At 63.2% G+C, this 21452-nt stretch carries 17 protein-coding genes; 12 read left to right on the forward strand and 5 right to left on the reverse strand.

Translation table 11 applies throughout. The annotated features are described in order from the left end of the window. The first annotated feature begins 104 nt into the window (after positions 1 to 104). The 4 genes from AB4O25_RS21705 (at position 105) to speA (ending at position 4227) form a co-directional block, all read left to right on the forward strand. A complete protein-coding gene (locus tag AB4O25_RS21705; RefSeq protein WP_370671257.1) occupies positions 105 to 1082 on the forward strand; it encodes a DUF2333 family protein in 978 nt (325 codons plus the stop codon). Positions 1083 to 1084: 2 nt separating this feature from the next. After that, positions 1085 to 1621 carry an NUDIX hydrolase gene (locus tag AB4O25_RS21710; RefSeq protein ID WP_460149966.1) on the forward strand — a complete coding sequence of 179 codons (537 nt, stop codon included), beginning with the start codon at positions 1085 to 1087 and terminating at the stop codon, positions 1619 to 1621. A 178-nt stretch (positions 1622 to 1799) separates the two neighbouring features. Continuing rightward, complete coding sequence (locus tag AB4O25_RS21715; RefSeq protein WP_017527875.1) at positions 1800 to 2171, forward strand: translation initiation factor Sui1; 372 nt, start codon at positions 1800 to 1802, stop codon at positions 2169 to 2171. Between the two features lie 142 nt (positions 2172 to 2313). Next, entirely contained in the window at positions 2314 to 4227 is a 1914-nt protein-coding gene (speA, locus tag AB4O25_RS21720; RefSeq protein WP_017527874.1) for an arginine decarboxylase, read from the forward strand. A 129-nt stretch (positions 4228 to 4356) separates the two neighbouring features. On the opposite strand, the gene AB4O25_RS21725 is transcribed toward speA, so the two are convergent. Beyond that, positions 4357 to 5700, reverse strand: a complete 1344-nt coding sequence (locus AB4O25_RS21725) for an MATE family efflux transporter (protein WP_017527873.1) — start codon at positions 5698 to 5700, stop codon at positions 4357 to 4359. Positions 5701 to 5932: 232 nt separating this feature from the next. Between AB4O25_RS21725 and AB4O25_RS21730 the strand changes: the two genes are divergently transcribed. Further along, positions 5933 to 10834 (forward strand): alpha-2-macroglobulin family protein, encoded by a 4902-nt coding sequence (locus AB4O25_RS21730; protein ID WP_460149967.1) that lies wholly within the window; start codon positions 5933 to 5935, stop codon positions 10832 to 10834. Between the two features lie 90 nt (positions 10835 to 10924). Here the strand turns inward: AB4O25_RS21730 and AB4O25_RS21735 are convergent, their stop codons facing one another. Then, a complete protein-coding gene (locus AB4O25_RS21735; RefSeq protein ID WP_017527871.1) occupies positions 10925 to 11218 on the reverse strand; it encodes a hypothetical protein in 294 nt (97 codons plus the stop codon). A gap of 161 nt (positions 11219 to 11379) precedes the next feature. Here AB4O25_RS21735 and pbpC point away from each other — a divergent pair, with 161 nt between their 5' ends. The 5 genes from pbpC (at position 11380) to AB4O25_RS21760 (ending at position 16055) form a co-directional block, all read left to right on the forward strand. After that, positions 11380 to 13671: a peptidoglycan glycosyltransferase PbpC gene (gene pbpC, locus AB4O25_RS21740; RefSeq protein ID WP_068937851.1), complete on the forward strand. Its 2292-nt coding sequence runs from the start codon at positions 11380 to 11382 to the stop codon at positions 13669 to 13671. A 105-nt stretch (positions 13672 to 13776) separates the two neighbouring features. After that, positions 13777 to 14085, forward strand: coding sequence for a MazG-like family protein (locus AB4O25_RS21745; protein WP_017527869.1), 309 nt, complete (start codon positions 13777 to 13779; stop codon positions 14083 to 14085). Continuing rightward, a complete protein-coding gene (locus AB4O25_RS21750; protein ID WP_017527868.1) occupies positions 14078 to 14827 on the forward strand; it encodes a methyltransferase in 750 nt (249 codons plus the stop codon). Before AB4O25_RS21745 ends, AB4O25_RS21750 begins: the two co-directional genes overlap by 8 nt. 24 nt (positions 14828 to 14851) lie before the next feature. Next, complete coding sequence (locus tag AB4O25_RS21755) at positions 14852 to 15454, forward strand: DUF4136 domain-containing protein (RefSeq protein ID WP_017527867.1); 603 nt, start codon at positions 14852 to 14854, stop codon at positions 15452 to 15454. A 43-nt stretch (positions 15455 to 15497) separates the two neighbouring features. Then, positions 15498 to 16055, forward strand: a complete 558-nt coding sequence (locus tag AB4O25_RS21760) for a DUF4136 domain-containing protein (protein ID WP_068937852.1) — start codon at positions 15498 to 15500, stop codon at positions 16053 to 16055. Between the two features lie 269 nt (positions 16056 to 16324). Here AB4O25_RS21760 and AB4O25_RS21765 read toward each other — a convergent pair whose 3' ends face one another. Both AB4O25_RS21765 and AB4O25_RS21770 read right to left on the reverse strand, forming a co-directional pair. Continuing rightward, a complete protein-coding gene (locus tag AB4O25_RS21765) occupies positions 16325 to 17182 on the reverse strand; it encodes a MaoC family dehydratase (protein ID WP_065879407.1) in 858 nt (285 codons plus the stop codon). A 3-nt stretch (positions 17183 to 17185) separates the two neighbouring features. Then, positions 17186 to 18529 carry a 3-oxoacyl-ACP reductase gene (locus AB4O25_RS21770; RefSeq protein ID WP_017527847.1) on the reverse strand — a complete coding sequence of 448 codons (1344 nt, stop codon included), beginning with the start codon at positions 18527 to 18529 and terminating at the stop codon, positions 17186 to 17188. Positions 18530 to 18645: 116 nt separating this feature from the next. On the opposite strand from AB4O25_RS21770, the gene AB4O25_RS21775 reads away from it, so the two are divergent. Beyond that, positions 18646 to 19923, forward strand: a complete 1278-nt coding sequence (locus AB4O25_RS21775) for an acetyl-CoA C-acetyltransferase (RefSeq protein ID WP_460149968.1) — start codon at positions 18646 to 18648, stop codon at positions 19921 to 19923. Positions 19924 to 20057: 134 nt separating this feature from the next. After that, entirely contained in the window at positions 20058 to 20957 is a 900-nt protein-coding gene (locus AB4O25_RS21780; protein WP_017527845.1) for a PA4780 family RIO1-like protein kinase, read from the forward strand. A gap of 82 nt (positions 20958 to 21039) precedes the next feature. Here AB4O25_RS21780 and cueR read toward each other — a convergent pair whose 3' ends face one another. Beyond that, positions 21040 to 21441, reverse strand: a complete 402-nt coding sequence (gene cueR, locus AB4O25_RS21785; RefSeq protein WP_065879404.1) for a Cu(I)-responsive transcriptional regulator — start codon at positions 21439 to 21441, stop codon at positions 21040 to 21042. Between the last annotated feature and the right edge of the window lie 11 nt (positions 21442 to 21452).

The following is a 21452-nucleotide window of genomic DNA, read 5'->3' on the forward strand; positions in this document are numbered from 1 at the left end:
GAAAGGATATCGCCATGCTGGACTGGAAAAACCGTGCAGGCAGTGCCAAAGGCCCCGCCCCTGAGCCCAAGTCGGCCAACCGCAGCTATTTTCGTACTCTGCTGATGAGCCGAGCGGTGCTCAGCGTGCTCGGCCTGTACCTGTTGGTCACCGGCGCCCTGGGCTGGTACTGGAGCGAAGAGCCGGCGCTGTTCCCGGTCCAGCAAAACGCCCAGCTTGCCGCCGAGAAGGAAGGCAAGCAGATGGTGGTGGGCTACACCACCGTTGAAACCCTCAAGACCGTGGTCGGCACCTTGCTGAACAAGCCCGGCGGCTATATTTCCAACGACCGTTTCCCGCCAGGCCTGTGGATGGACAACATGCCCAGCTGGGAATACGGCGTGCTGGTGCAGGTGCGTGACCTGACCCGCGCCCTGCGCAAGGACTTTGCCCGCTCCCAGTCGCAATCGGCTGAAGACGCCGACCTGGCCAAGGCCGAGCCGCGTTTCAACTTTGACAACAAGAGTTGGGTGCTGCCGTCCAGCGAGTCCGAATACCAGGAAGGCATCAACTCCCTGAACCGTTATGAAGCGCGCCTGTCCGACCCGAACCAGCGCGGCGCGCTGTTTTATGCGCGTGCCGACAACCTGAACAACTGGCTGGGCGATGTCGCCACCCGTCTGGGCTCATTGTCGCAACGCCTGTCGGCCAGCGTCGGTCGGGTCAAGTTGAACACCGCACTGAAAACCGAAGCCCTGGCGCCGGGTGAAGTGCCGCAGGTCGATGAAGAAGTGGTGGAGACGCCATGGATGCAGATCGACAACGTGTTCTACGAAGCCCGTGGCCAGGCGTGGGCGTTGTCTCACCTGCTGCGCGCCATCGAAGTCGACTTTGCCGACGTACTCGCCAAGAAAAACGCCACCGTCAGCGTGCGCCAGATCATTCGTGAACTGGAGGCCTCGCAGGAACCGGTGTGGAGCCCCATGATTCTGAATGGCAGCGGCTTCGGTGTGCTGGCGAACCACTCGCTGGTGATGGCCAACTACATTTCCAGGGCCAACGCTGCAGTGATCGATTTGCGTCAGCTCCTCAACCAGGGTTGATGATGGACGCCGCTCAGAAGGAGGCCGCCCACCGCGCGGCCTCCGATGCCGAACTGATCTGCTGGGTCGACGAGCAGGACAACCTGCTCGGTGACCTTGTCCGGTCTGACCTTCGCCAGCGCGGCCTGATCGGCCGCTGCACCTTTATCTTCCTGTTCAACACCCGAGGTGAGCTGTGTGTGCATCGGCGCACCTTGAGCAAGGCGCTGTACCCAGGTTTCTGGGACACGGCGGCCGGTGGCATGGTGGCGGCGGGGGAGAGTTATGCCCAGTCGGCGCAGCGGGAATTGGCTGAAGAACTCGGCGTGAGCGGGGTGGAGCTGGTCGAGCACGACCACTTTTATTTTGAGGATGGCGATAGCCGCCTGTGGTGCATGTCCTACTCCGCCGTGTGGGATGGCCCCCTGCACTTGCAGCCTGAAGAAGTCATGGAGGCGCGCTTTTTACCCATCGAAACGGTGCTGCAAGAGGCTGCGCAAAAGCCTTACTGCCCGGATGCTCAAGAGGGCTTGCGGCGCTATCTGGCCTTGCGTCGCTAAACTTGCATGAATTGGCGCCATTTGGCTCTTAGCAACTTCGCTTTTTGCCGTTACACTGCGCGACTTTTCACCCGAGCCGCCTTGGCGACTCGGTAGCGCTGCCCCTGCCTGAGTGGGGCTTCGCGGTCGGTGACGCTTGGCGCGCCGATCAGTCTTCATCCTCCCAAGAGGATTGCCGGTGGCCAAAAAAGCCGCATCCTTCGCCGCCCTTGGTGGCCTGGTATTTTCCACCGATGCAGGTCGACACTGCCCGGACTGTCGTCAGCCCGTGGGTTCGTGCACCTGCAAACAGACCCTGATCCCTGAAGGCGACGGTATTGCCCGCGTGCGACGCGAGAGCAAGGGCCGTGGCGGCAAGACGGTGACCACCATCACCGGCGTGCCGCTGGCTGAAGAGGCGCTGAAGGAACTGGCCACCGCGCTGAAAAAGCGTTGCGGCACCGGTGGCGCGTTGAAAGACGGGGTCATCGAGATCCAGGGCGATCACGTCGAACTGCTGTTGGCCGAGCTGATCAAGCTGGGTTACAAGGCCAAGAAGTCCGGCGGCTGACAGCCGCTTCCCAACCTGTGTCTAAACTCTGTCCTGCGAGTGGGGTCTGACCTTCTTACAGGCAAATCGTCATTTTCATTCTTTAGACTGCGCCAGCCTCCACGAGGGGTGGCGCCTTCGCCTTCATTTATAGGGGACTTCGATGTCCGTACGACGCACACGCAAAGACGATGGCAGCCAATGGACAGTTGCGGACAGCCGCAGTGTTTACGGGATTCGCCATTGGGGGGCCGGATATTTCGCGATCAACGACGCCGGTCGCGTTGAAGTCCGTCCGAACGGCCCGAACAGCACGCCCGTCGACCTGTACGAGCAAGTCGACCAGTTGCGCAAAAGCGGCCTGTCGTTGCCATTGCTGGTGCGCTTTCCCGATATCCTGCAAGACCGCGTGCGCCAACTGACCGGCGCCTTCGATGCCAACATCGAGCGCCTGGAATACCAGAGCAAGTACACCGCGCTGTACCCGATCAAGGTGAACCAGCAGGAAGCGGTGATCGAAAACATCATCGCCACCCAGAACGTGTCCATCGGCCTGGAAGCCGGTTCCAAGCCCGAGTTGCTGGCCGTGCTGGCCCTGGCGCCGAAGGGCGGCACCATCGTCTGCAACGGTTACAAGGACCGTGAGTTCATCCGCCTCGCGCTGATGGGCCAGAAGCTTGGCCACAACGTATTCATCGTGATCGAAAAAGAATCCGAAGTCGGCCTGGTGATCGAAGAGGCCGCCAGCCTCAAGGTCAAGCCGCAGGTCGGCCTGCGTGTGCGCTTGTCGTCGCTGGCGTCGAGCAAGTGGGCGGACACCGGTGGCGAGAAGTCCAAGTTCGGCCTGTCGGCGGCGCAATTGCTGTCGGTGGTCGAGCGTTTCCGCGCGGCCGGCCTGGACCAGGGCATCCGCCTGTTGCACTTCCACATGGGCTCGCAGATCGCCAACCTGGCCGACTACCAGCACGGCTTCAAGGAAGCCATTCGTTACTACGGCGAACTGCGCAACCTCGGCCTGCCGGTGGATCACATCGATGTCGGCGGTGGCCTGGGCGTGGATTACGACGGCACCCACTCGCGCAATGCCAGCTCGATCAACTACGACATGGACGACTACGCCGGTGTGGTCGTGGGCATGCTCAAGGAATTCTGCGACGCGCAGAGCCTGCCGCACCCGCACATTTTCTCCGAAAGCGGCCGCTCCCTGACCGCGCACCACGCCATGCTGGTGGTGCAGGTCACCGACGTGGAGAAACACAACGACGAAATCCCAAAGATCGAGAACAAGGAAAGCCTGCCGGAAACCGTGCAATGGCTGGTGGACCTGCTCGGCCCCACCGATATCGAGATGGTCACCGAAACCTACTGGCGCGCTACCCACTACATGAGCGACGTGGCCACCCAGTACGCCGACGGCAAGCTGACCCTGGCCGAGAAAGCCCTGGCCGAGCAATGCTACTTCGCCGTGTGCCGCCGCCTGCACAACTCGCTCAAGGCTCGCCAGCGCTCGCACCGCCAGGTGCTGGACGAACTCAACGACAAGCTGGCCGACAAGTACATCTGTAACTTCTCGGTGTTCCAGAGCCTGCCGGACACCTGGGCGATCGGCCAGGTGCTGCCGATCCTGCCGCTGCATCGCCTCGACGAAGAACCACTGCGCCGTGCCGTGCTGCAAGACCTGACCTGCGACTCCGACGGCAAGATCAAGCAATACGTCGACGAGCAGAGCATCGAGACCAGCCTGCCGGTACATGCCTTGAACGAAGGCGAGGACTACCTGCTGGGCATCTTCCTGGTGGGTGCCTACCAGGAGATTCTGGGCGACATGCATAACCTGTTCGGTGACACCGACTCGGTGAACATCTACCAGCGTGAAGACGGTTCGGTGTACAGCGCCGGGATCGAGACCCACGACACCATCGAAGACATGCTGCGCTACGTGCACTTGTCGCCGGAGGAATTGATGACGCATTACCGTGACAAGTGTGCGAGTGCGAAGATCTCGGCGTCTGAGCGCACCCAGTTCCTGGATGCGCTGCGTCTTGGCTTGACCCGCTCCTCCTACCTGTCCTCGTAACATCAGCTGATACAGATTTAAAAATGTGGGAGGGGGCTTGCTCCCGATAACGGTATATCAGCAACAATTTAGTTGCCTGACACTCTGCTATCGGGAGCAAGCCCCCTCCCACATTTGGATTGTATTTCTTCAGTTAGCTCCCAGCCAAAGCCCTTGGCGATTCAGCCGCCAGGCAATCGCCCACAGCGTCAAACTGCGCACCGCCATGAACAGCAGGAAAGTTATCCACAGCCCGTGGTTGCCCAGCCCCTGCAACGCCCAGGCAATCGGCAGCACCAACAACACCGTCAGCACCATCCCATTGCGCATTTCGCGCGCGCGCGTTGCGCCGATAAACAAGCCATCGAGCAAATAACTCCACACCGCAATCAACGGCAGTACCGCCAGGTAAGGCAGGTAGAGGTCAGCCGTTTCGCGCACGCTGGGGATATCGGTTTGCATGGCGATAAACACGTGCCCGGCCAAGGTGAACAACAGCGCAAAGCCAACGCTGGCGATCAGCGACCAACCGCCGGCCACTACCAGCGAGCGGCGCAGGGCTTGGCGGTCTCGGGCGCCGATGGCGTGCCCGCACAGGGCTTCGACGGCGTGAGCCAGGCCGTCCAGGGCATGCGCGGTCAGCAACAGCCCATTGAGCAGCAAGGCATTGGCGGCCACCGTGGCATCCCCCAGGCGTGCGCCTTGTACGGTGATCATAAAGAACACCGACTGCAGCGCCAGGCTGCGGATAAAGATGTCGCGGTTTACCGCCAGCAGTGGGCGCCAGCTGTGCCACCGCTTCAACGCGGCCCAGGCGATATGGCCGGGGTAGGCGCGCAGGGCTTTTTGCGTGAGCGCCAGGCCGAGCAGGGCGCCGGTCCATTCGGCGATCACCGAGGCGCGGGCGGAGCCGACCACGCCCCAGTCCAGGCCGAGGACAAACCACAGGTTCAGCGCAATATTCACCAGGTTGGTGGTCAGCAGGATCGCCAGCGGTGCGCGGGCGTTCTGCGTGCCGAGGAACCAGCCGACCAAGGCATAGCTGGCCAGCGCGGCGGGCAGGCCGAACAGACGCGTGTGGAAGAAGTCGCGGGTCAGTTGGTTCAATTCGGGCGAGGGCTGCATCCATTCCAGGGCCAGGTGGCTCAGCGGAATGCCCACGGTGCCGAGCAGCATCGCCAGGCCCAGCGCCAGCAGCAAACCTTGCAACAGGATCTGCCGCAGTGCCGCGCCATCATTGCGCCCGGCGGCCTGGGCGGCGAACCCGGTAGAGCCCATGCGCAAAAAGCCCATGGCCCAGGCAAGGAAGGTATACAGGCTGGCCCCGACGGCCACCGCGCCCAGTTGATGGGCGTGGGGCAAGTGGCCGATGACCATGCTGTCCACCAGCGCCACCAGCGGCACGGAGATATTCGACAGAATCATCGGCGCGGCCAAAGCCCATACACGGTGATGCGTAGGGCGGTCGCGCCAGTCAGTCAGTAAGGTGGGCATGCGGGCTCCTTGGGGGAGCGGCATTGTACCCGGCCATCAGCCGCGCAGCAGGGCGAATGTGGGAGGGGGGCCTCCCACATTTTGATCTTCGCAGGCTGTGGGATTTGGCTTGGCTTCAGGCTCCTCCAGAACAAACCCACCCTCCGTCGGTCAATGTGACCAGCGCCACATCGGCCTTACCCCCGGCTGATATATAGTTCACCCCCCGGTTCCCTCTGACGATGAGTGCCCCATGCTTAACAAAGGACTGTTTCTCGCTTGCGCGCTGGCCCTGCTGAGCGCCTGCGATTCCTCCGACAAACCCGCCGCTCCCACCGCTCCTGCGGCGGCGGCAACCACCGTGCCGAAACCGGTCAAGGCTGCGGTGGATGTGGCGGCGTTGAAGCAGCGTTATGCCGGGCGTGAGTTGAGCGTGGTGGACGTGTCCGAGGTGCAGTTGGACGGGGCCAGCACGCTGTCGGTGAGTTTCTCGATCCCGCTGGACCCCGATCAGAAGTTCGCCGACAAACTCCATCTGGTGGACAGCAAGTCCGGCAAGGTCGACGGCGCCTGGGAGCTGTCCGACAACCTGATGGAGCTGCGCCTGCGCCATCTGGAACCCCAGCGCAAATTGGTGTTGACGGTGGATGCCGGGGTCGAGGCAGTCAATCAAAACAAGCTCGCCGCCGAATACACCTCCCGCCTGGAAACCCGCGACCTGCAAGCCACTGTCGGCTTCGCCAGCCGTGGCACGCTGTTGCCGACGCGCCTGGCCGAGGGCCTGCCGGTGATTGCGTTGAACGTCGACAAGATCGACGTCGAATTCTTCCGTATCAAGCCCGAATCGCTGCCCTCGTTCCTGGCGCAGTGGGGGCGCAATACCAGCCTGCAAAGTTATGAGTCCCGCGAATTGCTGCCGCTGGCCGACCTGGTCTATGGCGGCCGCTTCGACCTGAAACCTGCACGCAACACCCGCGAAACGCTGTTGCTGCCGATCGCCGGCCTCAAACAATTGCAGCAGCCGGGGGTGTACCTGGCGGTGATGCGCGCGTCGGGCACCTACAACTATTCGCAGCCGGCCACGCTATTTACCTTGAGTGACATCGGCCTGTCGGTGCATCGCTACGCCAATCGTCTGGATGTGTTCACCCAGGCTCTGGACGGCGGCAAGGCGCTGGACGACGTGGCCCTGGAAGTGCTCGACGCCGACGGCCGAGTGGTCGGCCAGGGCAAGACCGAAAAGGGCGGCCACGCGCAGCTGCCGTTGCCGAAAAAAGCCCAGGTGCTGCTGGCCAAGCAGGGCGAGCAAACCAGCCTGTTGCGCCTGGACAGCGCGGCGCTGGACCTGGCGGAGTTCGATATTGGCGGCCAACCGTCGAACCCACTGCAGTTTTTTGTGTTCGGCCCGCGCGACCTGTACCGCCCCGGCGAAACCGTGCTGCTCAATGCGCTGCTGCGCGACAAGGACGGCAATGCAGTCAAGCCGCAACCGGTGAGTGTCGAGGTGCGCCGCCCCGACGAACAGGTCAGCCGCAAGTTTGTGTGGGACGCCGACGCTTCCGGCCTCTATCAATATCAATTGCAACTGGCCGGCGAAGCACCGACCGGGCGCTGGCAGTTGGTGTTCGACCTGGGCGATGGCAAACCGCAATTGTATGAATTCCTCGTCGAAGACTTCCTGCCCGAGCGCCTGGCGCTCGAACTCAAGGGCAGCGACACGCCGCTGAACCCAGCGCAGACCGCAGTGATTCAGCTCGACGGGCGCTACCTCTACGGCGCGCCGGCCGCCGGCAATCGGGTCAGCGGGCAAGTGTATGTGCGGCCCTTGCGTGAAGCGGTCAAGGCGCTGCCGGGCTATCAATTCGGCTCCGTCACCGAAGAAGAACTGAGCCAGGATTTCGAACTGGACGAGGGCGTGCTGGATGCCAAGGGCCAGGAAAAAATCATCCTGGAAAGCAAATGGGCCGAGGCCAAGTCGCCGCTGCAACTGATCGTGCAGGCCAGCCTGCAGGAGTCGGGCGGACGCCCGATTACCCGACGCCTGGTGCAACCGATCTGGCCGGCGGAGCAGATGCCGGGCCTGCGTGGGCTGTTTGACGGCACCGAAACCAATGGCGATGGCCCGGCGGAATTCGAAGTGCTGCTGGCCAACCCGGACGGGCAGAAACTCGCCGCGCAGAACCTTAAGGTGCGCCTGGTGCGCGAGCGCCGCGACTACTACTGGAACTACTCGGACAACGACGGCTGGAGCTACCACTACAACGAGAAATTCCTCAACCTCGACGAACAGAGCCTGAACATCAAGGCCGGCGACACCGCCAAGGTCAGCTTCCAGGTGGAGTGGGGGCCGTACCGCGTCGAGGTCGAAGACCCGCAGACCGGCCTGGTCAGCAGCCTGCGCTTCTGGGCCGGTTACCAGGCCCAGGACAACACCGAAGGCGGCGCCGTGCGCCCCGACCAGGTCAAGCTGGCTCTGGATAAACCGGCGTATGGCGACGGCGATACCGCCAACGTCACCGTTACGCCGCCGGCCGCCGGTAAAGGCTACCTGTTGGTGGAGTCCGCCGAAGGGCCATTGTGGTGGCAGGAAATCGAGGTGCCGGCCGAAGGCAAAAGCTTCGCGGTGAAGCTCGACCCGAAATGGTCGCGCCATGACCTGTACGTGAGTGCGTTGGTGATTCGTCCCGGCGAGCGCAAAGCCAATATCACCCCCAAACGGGCGGTTGGCTTGCTGCACCTGCCGTTGGATCGCACCCAGCGCAAACTGGGCGTTACCCTCACCGCGCCGGAAAAAATGCGTCCCAAACAGCCGTTGACGGTGAAAGTCGCGGCCAAGAATGCCGATGGCAGCGTCCCCAAACAGGTGCATGTGCTGGTAGCGGCAGTGGACGTGGGCATCCTCAATATCACCCAATACCCGACGCCCGATCCCTACGCCAGCCTGTTCGGCCGCAAGGCCTATGGCGTGGACCAGTTCGACATCTACGGCCAACTGATCGAAGCCGGCCAGGGCCGTCTGGCCAGCCTGGCCTTTGGCGGTGATGCCGCGCTGGCCAAGGGCGGCAAGCGCCCGGACACCAGCGTGACCATCGTCGCCCTGCAAAGCGCGCCGGTAGCCCTGAATGACAAGGGCGAGGGCGAAGTCAGCGTCAATATCCCCGACTTCAACGGCGAACTGCGCCTGATGGCCCAGGCCTGGAGCGAAGATCGCTACGGCATGGCTGAAGCCAGGACGGTGATTGCCGCGCCGCTGATCGCCGAGCTGTCGGCGCCGCGCTTCCTCGCGGGTGGAGACCAGACCAGCCTGGCGCTGGACCTGTCCAACCTGTCGGGCAAGGCGCAGAAACTCGACGTGCAACTGAGCGCAGACGGCCAGTTGGAGCTCGTCAACGGTGGCGCGCAAACCGTCGAACTCAAGCAGGGCCAGCGCACGACGCTGCGTATTCCGGTCAAAGCCTGGGGCGGTTTGGGCCAGGGCAAGGTGAAAGTGACGGTCAACGGGCTGGACCTGCCGGGTGAAAGCCTGCCGCCGTTCAGCCGGGAGTGGGCCCTGGGTGTGCGTCCTGCGTACCCCGCGTTGCTCAAGCAGTATCGCGCGGTGCTGAAAAGCGAACCCTGGAGCTTGCCTGCCGCCACCCTTGAGCAATTCGATACCTCGGGGCGCGAAGCGCTGCTGAGCCTGTCGAGCCGGCCGCCGTTGAATCTCGGGGCGCAGATCAAGGCGCTCAAGGCCTACCCATACGGTTGCCTGGAGCAAACCGCCAGCGGCCTGTACCCGTCGCTGTATGCCGACGATGCGTTGCTCAAGCGCCTGAGCATCAAGGGCGAGCCGGATGCCGAGCGCAAACGCAAGATCGAACTGGGCATCGAACGCCTGCTGGGCATGCAGCGCTACAACGGCAGCTTTGGCTTGTGGGGCGCCGATGGCGAGGAAGAATATTGGCTGACCGCCTACGTCACCGACTTCTTGCTGCGTGCCCGCGACCAGGGTTTTGCCGTGCCGGGCGACGCGCTGAAAAAGGCCAGCGAGCGCCTGTTGCGGTATGTGCAGGAGCGCAACCTGATCGAGGTCGATTACAGCGACAATGCCGAACACACGCGCTTTGCCGTGCAAGCGTATGCAGGCATGGTGTTGGCGCGCAGTCAGCAGGCGCCGCTGGGGGCGTTGCGCAGTATTTTCGAGCGCCGCAGCGATGCGCGTTCCGGGTTGCCGCTGGTGCAGTTGGCCGTCGCCCTGCAAAAAATGGGCGATCAGCCGCGTGCGGACCAGGCCTTGCAGGCCGGCTTGGCGGCGCAGCGCAGCGCCAAGGAATGGCTGGCCGACTATGGAAGCCCGCTGCGTGACCAAGCGATGATCCTGGCCTTGCTTGAAGAAAACGATCTGGCCAAGGGCAAGCGTGAAGAGCGCCTGTTTACGCTGTCGGACCAATTGGCGGCCAGCCCGTATTTGTCGACCCAGGAGCGTAATTCGCTGTTCCTGGCCGGGCGGCTTGGGTTCGCCCGGCCTGAGGCAAACTGGCAAGTATCCCTGACCGGCAGTGGCGGCGTACGCGAGTTGAATAACCAACAATCGACGCTGCAACTGGACGACAAATTGCTCTCCGACGACCTGAGCCTGAGCAATCAGAGTGACACGCCGGTGTATCAGCAACTGACCATTTCGGGTTACCCCCAGGTGCCACCGGCGCCGGGTGGCGAGAACCTGAGCATCCGCCGCGAATACCTGGGCATGAATGGCCAGCCGCTGAACCTGCGCAACCTCAATAGCGGCGACCTGGTACTGGTGCATTTGGCGGTCAGCGCCAAGCAGCGTGTGCCGGATGCCTTGGTGGTCGACCTGCTGCCCGCCGGCCTGGAGCTGGAAAACCAGAACCTGGCGCAAAGCGCCGCCAGCCTGGAAAACGCCAGCAGCCAAGTGAAGGAGTGGCGTGAGTCGATGCAGAACGCGGCGCTCAAGCATCAGCAATTCCGTGATGATCGCTACGTGGCGGCGATCAACCTGGACAGCGATGGCACCACGCACCTGCTGTACCTGGCGCGTGCGGTGACACCGGGCACTTACCGCGTGCCGCCGCCGCAGGTGGAGTCGATGTACCGGCCGAACTGGCAGGCGGTGGGAGAGACCCCGGCGGATCTGGTGATCAAGGGCCGCTGATACTTCAGCTTGGAATGAAGATGAATGTGGGAGGGGCGGTGCGACGATTCGACTGGCTCCCTCCCACAGGGGGCTGTGGCAGTTTCAGGGTCAGTGCACGACCCAACTGAGCAGCCACAGGCCCAGCATCAACCAGATAATCCCCATGATGATCGATGCCCGCATGAATGCGCGTACCGCCGAATACAACAACATCAGGCCGATGATCAGCGTGAGAATGCTGATGATCGAGGTGTCCATGCCCAACGTGCGCGACAGGCCTTCGATAAAGTTGCCGCCGGCATGGGTCAGCGCACCGAACAGCCCACTGAGGCCATCGACGATAAACCGGATGACGGAACCGAGCGCCTGGCCCAACCATTCGAAGAAGCTTTCTACCTGCATGTGTGTGTCCTGATGAGAAGGTGGGCGTATCTGTGCATTGGTTGTTATTGCGACAGGCTAGTTCCCTACAAGCATAGAGGTTTGCCGGTTTGAGGTTTCGATTAATCCTTCAAGGGCGTACACGGGGCCCACAGGGTTTACTGCGCTGGGCTCTTGGGTCTGTGCTGCTGGTGATTGCCCTGTTATGGCTGGCCGACCGCATCTGGCCCTTGCCCCTGCCCCAGGATGACCTGGCACGGGTGGTTCTGGCCGAGGATGGCACACCGTTGTGGCGGTTCGCCGATGCCAATGGCGTGTGGCGCTACCCGGTGCAGACCAACGAAGTGTCGCCGTATTACCTGGATGCGTTGCTCACCTACGAAGACCGCTGGTTCTTCCAGCACCCGGGCGTAAACCCGCTGGCACTGGCGCGGGCGACCTGGCAGAACCTGACCGGTGCGCGGGTGGTGTCCGGCGGCAGCACCTTGTCGATGCAGGTGGCGCGCTTGCTCGATCCGCATTCGCGCACCTTCCAGGGAAAGTTGCGTCAACTGTGGCGTACGGCGCAGCTGGAATGGCACTTGTCCAAGGATGAAATTCTCACCCTTTACCTCAACCGCGCGCCGTTTGGCGGCACCTTGCAAGGCGTGGCGGCGGCCAGTTGGGCCTACCTGGGCAAGTCCCCGTCACAGTTGACCCATGCCGAAGCGGCGCTGCTCGCGGTGTTGCCCCAGGCGCCGAGCCGTTTGCGCCCGGACCGTCACGCGCAACGCGCCCAGGCTGCCCGCGACAAGGTGCTGCGCCGCCTGGGCGAGTTCAAGGTATGGCCGCAATCAGCCGTCGATGAAGCCCTGCAAGAGCCGCTGTTGCTCGCCCCGCGCCTGGAGCCAAGCCTTGCCCCGTTGCTCGCCCGGCGTCTGAACCGCCCCGACAGCCCGCCGCTTATTCGCACCACCGTGGACGCCAACCTGCAACGCCGCCTCGAAGACCTGCTGCTGGGATGGCGTGCGCGGTTGCCGGAGCACACCTCGGCCGCGATCCTGGTGGTCGAGGCAGAAAGCATGGCGGTGCGCGCCTACCTGGGCTCGGTGGACATCAACGACGCCAAGCGTTTCGGTCATGTGGACATGATCAGCGCGTTGCGTTCGCCCGGCTCCACCCTCAAACCCTTTTTGTACGGCATGGCGTTGGATGAAGGCTTGATCCACTCCGAATCGCTGTTGCAAGACGTGCCCCGGCGCTACGGCGATTACCGGCCGGGCAACTTCTCCATGGGGTTTACCGGCGCGGTGCCGGCGAGCACGGCGCTGTCCAGTTCGCTCAACCTGCCGGCGGTGCAGTTGCTGGAAGCGTACGGGCCCAAGCGCTTTGCCGCCCAGATGCGTATCGGCGGCGTGCCCCTGGCATTGCCGGCGTTGGCCGAGCCCAACCTGGCGCTGATCCTGGGCGGCGCGGGTAGCCGACTGGAAGACCTGGTGAGCGGCTACAGCGCCTTCGCCCGCGACGGCAAGAGCGCCACCTTGCGATTGCAGCCGGACGACACGCTTAGAGAACGGCCGTTGCTGTCGCCAGGGGCAGCCTGGATTGTGCGGCGCATCCTCAGCGGCCAGGCACGGCCGGACCGCGACCCGCGCGCCGAACTGGTCCAGCGCCCGGTGCTGGCCTGGAAAACCGGCACCAGCTACGGTTTTCGCGACGCCTGGGCGATCGGCGTGGGGCCGCGCTATTTGATCGGCGTGTGGATCGGCCGACCGGACGGCACGCCGGTGCCGGGGCAGTTCGGCCTGGCTTCGGCTGCGCCGTTGATGCTGCAAGTACACGACGTGCTGACCAACCGCGACAGCCAGCGCGGCATCAGCGCCCCGGTTAAACCGGTGCCGGCGAACGTGGGTGTGGCGGCGATCTGTTGGCCGCTCGGCCAGCCCATGAGCCGCGGCGACCCCAATTGCCGGCGCCAGCGCTTCGCCTGGACACTGGACAACACCACGCCGCCGACCTTGCAGGCCTTGGACCAACCGCTGAGTGTGGGCTTGATGGAAAGTATCTGGGTCAACGCCAGGGGGCTGCGGGTGGATGCCCATTGCCCGGGCGCGGTCGCCAGGCGTATCGCCCTGTGGCCCGCGCCGCTGGAACCGTGGCTGCCGAGGGCGGAACGCCGTGAAGCGCGCATCCCGGCGGCCGACCCGGAGTGCCCGCCACCGGCACTGGCGGCGTCCTCGCCGCTGTCAATCGTCGGCGTGCGCGAAGGCGACCAACTGCGCCTGCCCGCCGGCAGCCAACAAACCTTGCGCCTGAAACTTTCCGCCCTGGGCGGCAGTGGCCGACGCTGGTGGTTCCTCAACGGCGAGCCGCTGGGCGACAGTGCCAATCAGGACTTCATCAATGCCAGTTTCGAGCGGTTGGGGCGTTATCAGCTCAGTGTCCTTGATGAGGCTGGCCAAACGGCACGCCTTGAATTCAGCGTTGTTGATTAAATTGCCATCGGGAGCAAGCCCCGATGGCGGCCTTGAGCACAACGCACCTATTCACTTGCCTTCATCCCTGATCCCCCCGAAGCTACACACCTTCAGGAGCCCAGCATGAACCTCGAACACCTCACCGAACGCCTGCACCGCATCCGCGATACCAACCACTGGAAGCAGTTCCACAGCCCGAAAAACCTGGCCATGGCCGCCAGTGTGGAAATGTCCGAACTGGTGGAGATTTTCCAATGGCTCACCGAAGACCAATCGCGCCAGTTGCCTGCCGATAAACTTGCCCACGCCGGGCAGGAAGTCGGCGATATCGTGCTGTACCTGCTGTTGTTGTGCAGCGAGTTGGGCCTGGACATGAACGAAGTGGTACGCGCCAAACTGGCCGACAGCGAACGGCGGTTTAGCCATGAGTGATCGCCATTTCGACCAGTTGGCCACGCGCTTTGCCGAGAAGATCTACGGTGGCGCCAAAGGTGCGATCCGTCTGGCGGTGTTGCAGGCCGACCTGGCCGAAGCGCTGCCGGATCGGCCCTTGCGCGTGCTGGATATTGGCGCAGGCCTGGGGCATATGTCGCTGTGGCTGGCCGAGCGCGGGCATCAGGTAACCCTGGCCGAACCCGCCGAGCCGATGCTCGACGGCGCGCGCCAACGGTTTGCCGAAGCAGGGCAGGCCGCGACCTTTATCCATGCGCCCTGGCAAGACCTGCTCGGCCAACTCACCGAACCCTACGACCTGGTGCTGTGCCACGCCGTGCTGGAATGGCTGGCCGAACCCCATGCGATCCTGCCGGTGCTGCATCAGTTGACGGTGCCCGGCGGCTGGCTGTCCCTGGCGTTCTACAACCGTGATGCGCTGATTTACCGCAACCTGCTCAAAGGCCACTTTCGCAAAATGCGCAAGAACGACATGGCCGGCGAGAAGCAGAGCCTTACCCCGCAGCAGCCCCTCGACCCACGCGAATTGGCGGCGCAACTCCAGGGGTTGTGGCAGGTCGAAAGCCAAAGTGGGGTGCGGGTGTTCCACGACTACATGCCGGTGGAATTCCAGGCCCGCGCCCATCTTCAGGACCTTGTAGAGATGGAACTCGCTCACCGTCGTCACCCAAGCTTTGCCGGACTTGGGCGTTATTTGCACTGGATCTGCCGTCCGGTTTAAGCGGCCCAGTCTGCGGAGGTCGAAATGCGTCGTCTCTGTTTGATCCTGTTATCCCTCGGCCTGAGCGCTTGCTCAAGCCCCAACCCCTACGTCGCAGCCTCGGCCCCGATGCCGCCGGCACCGGCCCAGGCGGCCACCACCTTTGACACCAGCGCCTACCCGGCGCCGGTGCGCGATTACGGCGCCTACCGCAATTGGGCCTGGCGCAACGGCCAGCTGCCGGCGGGCACGGCGTGGGCTGATTCGGCGCAAGTGGCCGAAGCGGTCAGCGGTGCCCTTGACCAGCGCGGCTTGCGCCCGCTGCATGACAAGCGTGCCCCGGACCTGTGGGTAAGCGCCGATGTGCGCCTGGAGAAGCGCCTCAAACAGGTCCAGGACGACTATGGCTACGGCTACGGTGGCTATAACCGTTACGGCAATGGCTACGGCATGTACAACTCGGCGCCCATCGTGCGCACTTATGAAGTGCAAGTGGTGGTGGTGCGCGTCAATCTGTTCGACGCGCGCAGTGGCCAGCCGGTGTGGAGCGCCAGCGCGGAAACCAGCAGCCAGGGCAGCCTCAGCGAGCGCGCGGATGCGTTGCGCCAGGCGGTGCAAAAGGCGCTGACGGCGTATCCTCCGAGTTAACAGCTATTCTCATCTGACGCCTTGCTCGTTTTTGGAGATCACCATGTTTCGTCGCATCGCTACGCTTGCTGTTGTCGTGCTGCTGGGCGGTTGCCAGACCAGCCAGGTCAACCACGATTTCGACGCCAGCCGAGATTTCGCCGCCTACCGCAGTTGGGCCTGGAAAGACCCGGCGCTGCAATACCGCCCGGATGATCCGCGTATCAAGAGCGACCTTACCGAGCAGCGCATCCGCCAAGCCGTGGGCGACCAACTCGACCAACGCGGCCTGCGCCCTGCGGCGGCCGGTACCAGGGCTGACCTGAACGTGCAGGCGTACCTGATCGTCGAAGACCGCCAGCAACAAGTCACCACCCGCTACGGTGGCGCCTGGGGTGGCCCGTGGAATGGCTATTGGGGCGCGCCGATGTACGACGAAACGCGCAACATCACCTACAAAGTCGCGACCATCCAGATCGACCTGCTCGACGGCAAGGACGGCAAACTGGTGTGGCGCGGCAGCGATGAACAGATGATGAGCAGCACGCCCAACCCGCAGGATCGCGACAAAGCCATTCGCACCACCGTGAGCCGCGTGCTCTCCAGCTATCCGCCGCACTGAAAAACGCCGCACCGGCCCCAGAGGCTGTCGTACCGGTGGTGATGGTCAGGTCGCGGGCGGTTACGCCTAAGATCGGCAAGCTGCCCAGGGTGGTGCCCAGCGTGTGTCGGTGCCGGCGCCGCTGCTGCAGCCGCCGAGCGTCATTGCGACTGCCAGGGCCAATGCGGTACTGGTTTTCCAAATGTATAGGTGTTTTAAATCAGAAGCTTAATTAACAGAAGCGGGCCTGATCAGGCCCGCTATAACTTTTTGCGTATATATACAATTAATCAATGCCGTTCCGTGATCGGCTGCCATTTACCCCGCATATGTTCAATGTCGCCCGCACCTTTCAACATCAATTCGCCACGGGCACCGGCAGCACTGGCAAGCAATACCACTTCACTGGGCAGGCGCACGGGCTTCTGGAACTCGACCGTTAGTTCAATATTGGCCGCGGGCAGATGCTCAGCCAGTGCGGCGAGTGTGCGCGCCTTGTTCCACAGGCCGTGGGCGATGGCCTGGGGGAAGCCGAACAGTTTTGCAGTGAAGGCACTGAGGTGGATCGGGTTGTAGTCGCCCGACACACGGGCATAGCGGCGACCGATATCGGCCGGGGCTTTCCAACGGGTGATTTCGCCGGTTTGAGTGGGGGCGGCTTGCACGGCCTGCGCCGTTTCGCCGTCGAGTTTCACGCCTCGGCACAGCATGCGACTTTCGGCTTCCCACAACAGGCCGAGGGAATCTTCGACGCGGGTCACCACGTCAAACGTCGCACCCTTGGGGTGTGGCTGCAGGTTTTGCGCGTGCACGGCGATGGACAGTTCACTCACACCGCCCAAAGGCCGGTGGATGCGTATGCGGTTGCTCAGGTGGATCAAGCCCAACAGCGGGAAAGGAAAGGCGTGATCGGTGAGCAGCTGCATCTGCAAGCCGAACGCCAGGATATGCGGGTAGGTGGCCGGCAGCACCGGGCTGTCGGCAAACCCGCAGACTTTGCGATAGGCCGCCACCTGCCAGGAATTGACGCTGACCCGGCAGCGCACGCCCTGTTCAGGCAGGGCCGTGCCGGTGATCTTGCGCTTGAGTGCCGCGCGCCAATACAGCGGCGGCAGAAACGGGGGGCTGCTCAAGGTCTGCCATTGCATGCATCACGCTCCTAATAGGCTTTGCCCACACACCCGCACGGCTTGCCCACTGACCGCACCGGAGCCCGGCTGGGCCAGCCACGCCACGGCCTCGGCGACGTCCTGCGGCACACCGCCCTGGCCCAGCGAACTCATGCGTCGCCCGGCTTCGCGCAGGGCAAACGGAATGTGCGCGGTCATCTGGGTTTCGATAAACCCTGGGGCCACGGCGTTGATGCTGATCCCGCGTTCCGCCAGCAGCGGCGCCCATGCCTGGGCCAGGCCAATCAAGCCTGCCTTGCTCGCGGCATAGTTGGTTTGCCCACGGTTACCGGCGATACCGCTGATGGACGCCAGCAGCACCACGCGTGCGTTGTCGTGCAGGGTGTGGCTGTCGAGCAGTGCCTGGGTCAGTACTTGCGGGGCACTGAGGTTGACCGCCAGCACCGCGTCCCAATATTCCGGGGTCATGTTGGCCAGGGTCTTGTCGCGGGTGATCCCTGCGTTGTGCACCAGAATGTCCAGGCCATCGGGCAACTGTTCGATCAACTGGCCGGCGGCGTCTTCGGCGCAGATATCCAGCACCACTGTGCGCGCACCCAGGCGCGCGGCCAACGCTTCGAGATCGGCCTTGGCTTGGGGCACATCCAGCAGGATGACGTCGGCGCCATCGCGGGCCAGGGTTTCGGCGATGGATGCGCCGATGCCTCGGGCCGCGCCAGTGACCAGCGCCTTGCGCCCGGCCAACGGGCGAGTCCAGTCTTCAACGGGCGTGGCGCAGGCCTGCAGGCGAATCACTTGGCCAGAGATGTACGCGCTTTTTGGCGAGAGGAAGAAGCGCAGCGCGCCTTCCAACTGGTGTTCGGCACCGTCGCCGACGTAGAGCAATTGCAGCACGCCGCCGTTGCGCAGTTCTTTGGCCAGGGAGCGGCTGAACCCTTCCAGGGCGCGCTGGGCGCTGGCGGCGAACGGGTCGCGCAGGCTTTCCGGGGCACGGCCGAGGATCACCAGGTGCGCGCTGTTATCCAGGTTTTTGAGCAGCGGTTGGAAGAATTCGCGAAGCTGCTTGAGTTGATCGGTGTGCTGCAAGTGGCTGGCATCGAACACCACGGCCTTGAGTTTTGGGCCGTGCCCTGGAATCCACGTCGAGCTCTCGGTGCCGTAGCTGTAGATGGCCTCGGTGAGTTTATGGGCAAACGCCTGCACCCGGCTCGCCAGCGCGCCGCCGCCCACCAGCAGGGCACCGTCCACCGGGCGCAGGCGCCCGGCTTGCCAGCGTTCCAGGCGTACCGGTGACGGCAGGCCAAGGGCGGCGACCAGGCGATGGCCGAGGCTTGAGTTGGCGAAGTCGATATAACGGTCAGACATGGAACGCTCTCCGAAGGCTGGGGTTCAAAGGGTTGACCATCCCAGGGTAGCAGTCGTTCGACTAGGCTCAGCTATCTGGCCCACCGCAGCCGCCCACCCCACAGAGGGAGCTTTCCATGACTCAATTGCGCCGTGTAGCGATCATTGGCGGTAACCGCATTCCGTTCGCCCGTTCCAATGGCCCCTACGCCACGGCAAGCAACCAGGCGATGCTGACAGCGGCGCTCGAAGGCCTGATCGAACGCTACAACCTGCACGGCCTGCGCATGGGTGAAGTGGCCGCCGGCGCGGTGCTCAAGCATTCGCGTGATTTCAACCTCACCCGCGAATGCGTGCTGGGCTCGCGCCTGTCGCCGCAAACCCCGGCCTACGACATCCAGCAGGCCTGCGGCACCGGGCTGGAGGCGGCGCTGCTGGTGGCCAACAAAATTGCGTTGGGCCAGATCGAATGCGGCATCGCGGGCGGGGTGGACACCACCTCCGACGCGCCGATCGGCGTGAATGAAGGGCTGCGCAAAATCCTGCTGCAGGCCAACCGCAGCAAATCCATGGCCGATAAATTAAAACTTCTGTTACAACTTCGTCCCCATCACCTCAAGCCCGAGCTGCCGCGCAATGGCGAGCCGCGTACCGGGTTGTCCATGGGCCGGCACTGTGAGTTGATGGCGCAGACCTGGCAGATTCCCCGTGCCGAGCAGGACCAGCTCGCCCTTGAAAGCCACCAGAAAATGGCCGCGTCCTACGCCGAAGGCTGGCACAACGATTTGCTCACTCCGTTCCTGGGGCTGACCCGCGATAACAACCTGCGCCCCGACCTGAGCCTGGAAAAACTGGCGGCGCTCAAACCCGCGTTCGAACGCAGCGAAAAGGGCACGCTCACCGCCGGCAACTCCACGCCGCTCACCGATGGTGCATCCCTGGTGCTGCTGGGCAGCGAAGCCTGGGCCCAGGAACGTGGCTTGCCGATCCTGGCCTATTGGCGCGATGGCGAAGCGGCAGCCGTGGATTTCGTCAACGGCGCCGAAGGCCTGCTGATGGCGCCGGTGTATGCCGTGCCACGGTTGTTGGCGAGGAATGGTCTGACGCTGCAAGACTTCGATTACTACGAGATCCACGAAGCTTTCGCGGCCCAGGTGTTATGCACCCTCAAGGCCTGGGAAGACACCGACTACTGCAAGACCCGCCTGGGCCTGGACGCGCCACTGGGTTCCATCGACCGCAGCCGGTTGAATGTGAAGGGCAGCTCGCTGGCGGCCGGCCACCCGTTTGCCGCCACGGGTGGCCGTATCGTCGCCAACCTGGCCAAATTGCTGGGCACGGCGGGCAAGGGGCGCGGGTTGATTTCGATCTGCGCCGCGGGTGGGCAAGGCGTCACGGCGATTATTGAGCGTTGATTGCCATGGAAACTGGCATATAGGATGCATTCTTGAGTGGTCAAAGGTCGGTCGCCTCTCCCACCGGCGGGCCGATTGCCGTATAACGAGTGCCATACGCGTATTTGGTAATAAAGGACCCACAATAAAAGCTGATGAAGACTCCTAAACGCATTGAACCCCTGATCGAAGACGGTCTGGTCGACGAAGTGCTGCGCCCACTCATGAGTGGTAAAGAAGCAGCTGTTTATGTGGTGCGCTGCGGCAACGAATTGCGTTGCGCCAAGGTTTACAAGGAGGCGAATAAACGAAGTTTTCGTCAGGCGTCCGAATACCAGGAAGGGCGCAAGGTCCGTAACAGCCGTCAGGCCCGGGCCATGGCCAAGGGCTCCAAGTTCGGCAAGAAAGAAACCGAGGATGCCTGGCAGAACGCCGAAGTCGCGGCGTTGTTTCGCCTGGCCGGTGCTGGCGTTCGCGTGCCCCAGCCGTTCGACTTCCTCGAAGGCGTACTGCTGATGGAACTGGTGGCCGACGAGTACGGCGATGCGGCGCCGCGTCTGAACGACGTGGTGCTGGAGCCGGACCAGGCGCGTGAATACCACGCCTTCCTGATCTCCCAGATCGTGCTGATGCTGTGTACCGGCCTGGTGCACGGTGACCTGTCCGAGTTCAACGTGCTGCTCACCCCTACGGGCCCGGTGATCATCGACCTGCCCCAGGCGGTGGATGCGGCGGGCAACAACCACGCGTTCAGCATGCTGGAGCGGGATGTCGGCAATATGGCTTCCTACTTCGGGCGCTTTGCCCCGGAGCTGAAGAAGACCAAGTACGCCAAGGAAATGTGGGCGCTGTATGAAGCCGGCACTTTGCACCCGGCCAGCGTATTGACCGGTGAGTTCGATGAGCCGGAAGAATTGGCGGACGTGGGCGGTGTGATCCGCGAGATCGAAGCGGCACGTTTGGATGAAGAGCGTCGTCAGGCGATTCGGGCTGCGGATGATGCGCCCGCGAGCAAAGCGTCCGAAGAGCCACCGCCTCCGCCTTGGATGCAGTGATCTTCCAGCAAATGAAGATCTGAAAAATGTGGGAGGGGGCTTGCCCCCTCCCACATTGGTTTTTGGTGGGCCATTAAGATGATCAGGGGCAGCAACTGCCCGATGCCAACTCCTTGAGAATCGGGCAATCCGGTCGATCATCACCGTGGCAGTGTTCCACCAAGTCTTGCAACGTGTCGCGCAGTTGCCCCAGTTCCACAATTTTCTGATTCAACTCCTCGATATGCTGGCGTGCCAGGGCTTTCACATCGGCGCTGGCCCGTTGCCGGTCCTGCCACAGGGTCAGCAGCTTGCCGACCTCCTCCAGTGAAAACCCCAGATCCCGCGAACGCTTGATGAATGCCAGGGTGTGTAGGTCCTCAGCGCCGTACACGCGGTAACCGCTGTCGGTACGGTGGGCGGCCTTGAGCAGGCCGATGGACTCGTAGTAACGAATCATCTTTGCACTCAGCCCGCTCTGGCGGGCGGCTTGGCCGATGTTCATGGGCGTTGATC

It is taken from the genome of Pseudomonas sp. S3_A03 (assembly GCF_054668275.1).

What these genes read in the sequence shown, in the direction of transcription:
- AB4O25_RS21775 (WP_460149968.1), top strand. Translation starts at nt 18,646, where the DNA reads ATGACTCAATTGCGCCGTGTAGCGATCATTGGCGGTAACCGCATTCCG.
- AB4O25_RS21760 (WP_068937852.1), top strand. Translation starts at nt 15,498, where the DNA reads ATGTTTCGTCGCATCGCTACGCTTGCTGTTGTCGTGCTGCTGGGCGGT.
- AB4O25_RS21705 (WP_370671257.1), top strand. Translation starts at nt 105, where the DNA reads ATGAGCCGAGCGGTGCTCAGCGTGCTCGGCCTGTACCTGTTGGTCACC.
- AB4O25_RS21745 (WP_017527869.1), top strand. Translation starts at nt 13,777, where the DNA reads ATGAACCTCGAACACCTCACCGAACGCCTGCACCGCATCCGCGATACC.
- AB4O25_RS21735 (WP_017527871.1), bottom strand. Translation starts at nt 11,218, where the DNA reads ATGCAGGTAGAAAGCTTCTTCGAATGGTTGGGCCAGGCGCTCGGTTCC.
- AB4O25_RS21770 (WP_017527847.1), bottom strand. Translation starts at nt 18,529, where the DNA reads ATGTCTGACCGTTATATCGACTTCGCCAACTCAAGCCTCGGCCATCGC.
- AB4O25_RS21755 (WP_017527867.1), top strand. Translation starts at nt 14,852, where the DNA reads ATGCGTCGTCTCTGTTTGATCCTGTTATCCCTCGGCCTGAGCGCTTGC.
- AB4O25_RS21710 (WP_460149966.1), top strand. Translation starts at nt 1,085, where the DNA reads ATGGACGCCGCTCAGAAGGAGGCCGCCCACCGCGCGGCCTCCGATGCC.
- AB4O25_RS21725 (WP_017527873.1), bottom strand. Translation starts at nt 5,700, where the DNA reads ATGCCCACCTTACTGACTGACTGGCGCGACCGCCCTACGCATCACCGT.
- speA (WP_017527874.1), top strand. Translation starts at nt 2,314, where the DNA reads ATGTCCGTACGACGCACACGCAAAGACGATGGCAGCCAATGGACAGTT.
- cueR (WP_065879404.1), bottom strand. Translation starts at nt 21,441, where the DNA reads ATGAACATCGGCCAAGCCGCCCGCCAGAGCGGGCTGAGTGCAAAGATG.
- AB4O25_RS21780 (WP_017527845.1), top strand. Translation starts at nt 20,058, where the DNA reads ATGAAGACTCCTAAACGCATTGAACCCCTGATCGAAGACGGTCTGGTC.
- AB4O25_RS21765 (WP_065879407.1), bottom strand. Translation starts at nt 17,182, where the DNA reads ATGCAATGGCAGACCTTGAGCAGCCCCCCGTTTCTGCCGCCGCTGTAT.
- AB4O25_RS21750 (WP_017527868.1), top strand. Translation starts at nt 14,078, where the DNA reads ATGAGTGATCGCCATTTCGACCAGTTGGCCACGCGCTTTGCCGAGAAG.
- AB4O25_RS21730 (WP_460149967.1), top strand. Translation starts at nt 5,933, where the DNA reads ATGCTTAACAAAGGACTGTTTCTCGCTTGCGCGCTGGCCCTGCTGAGC.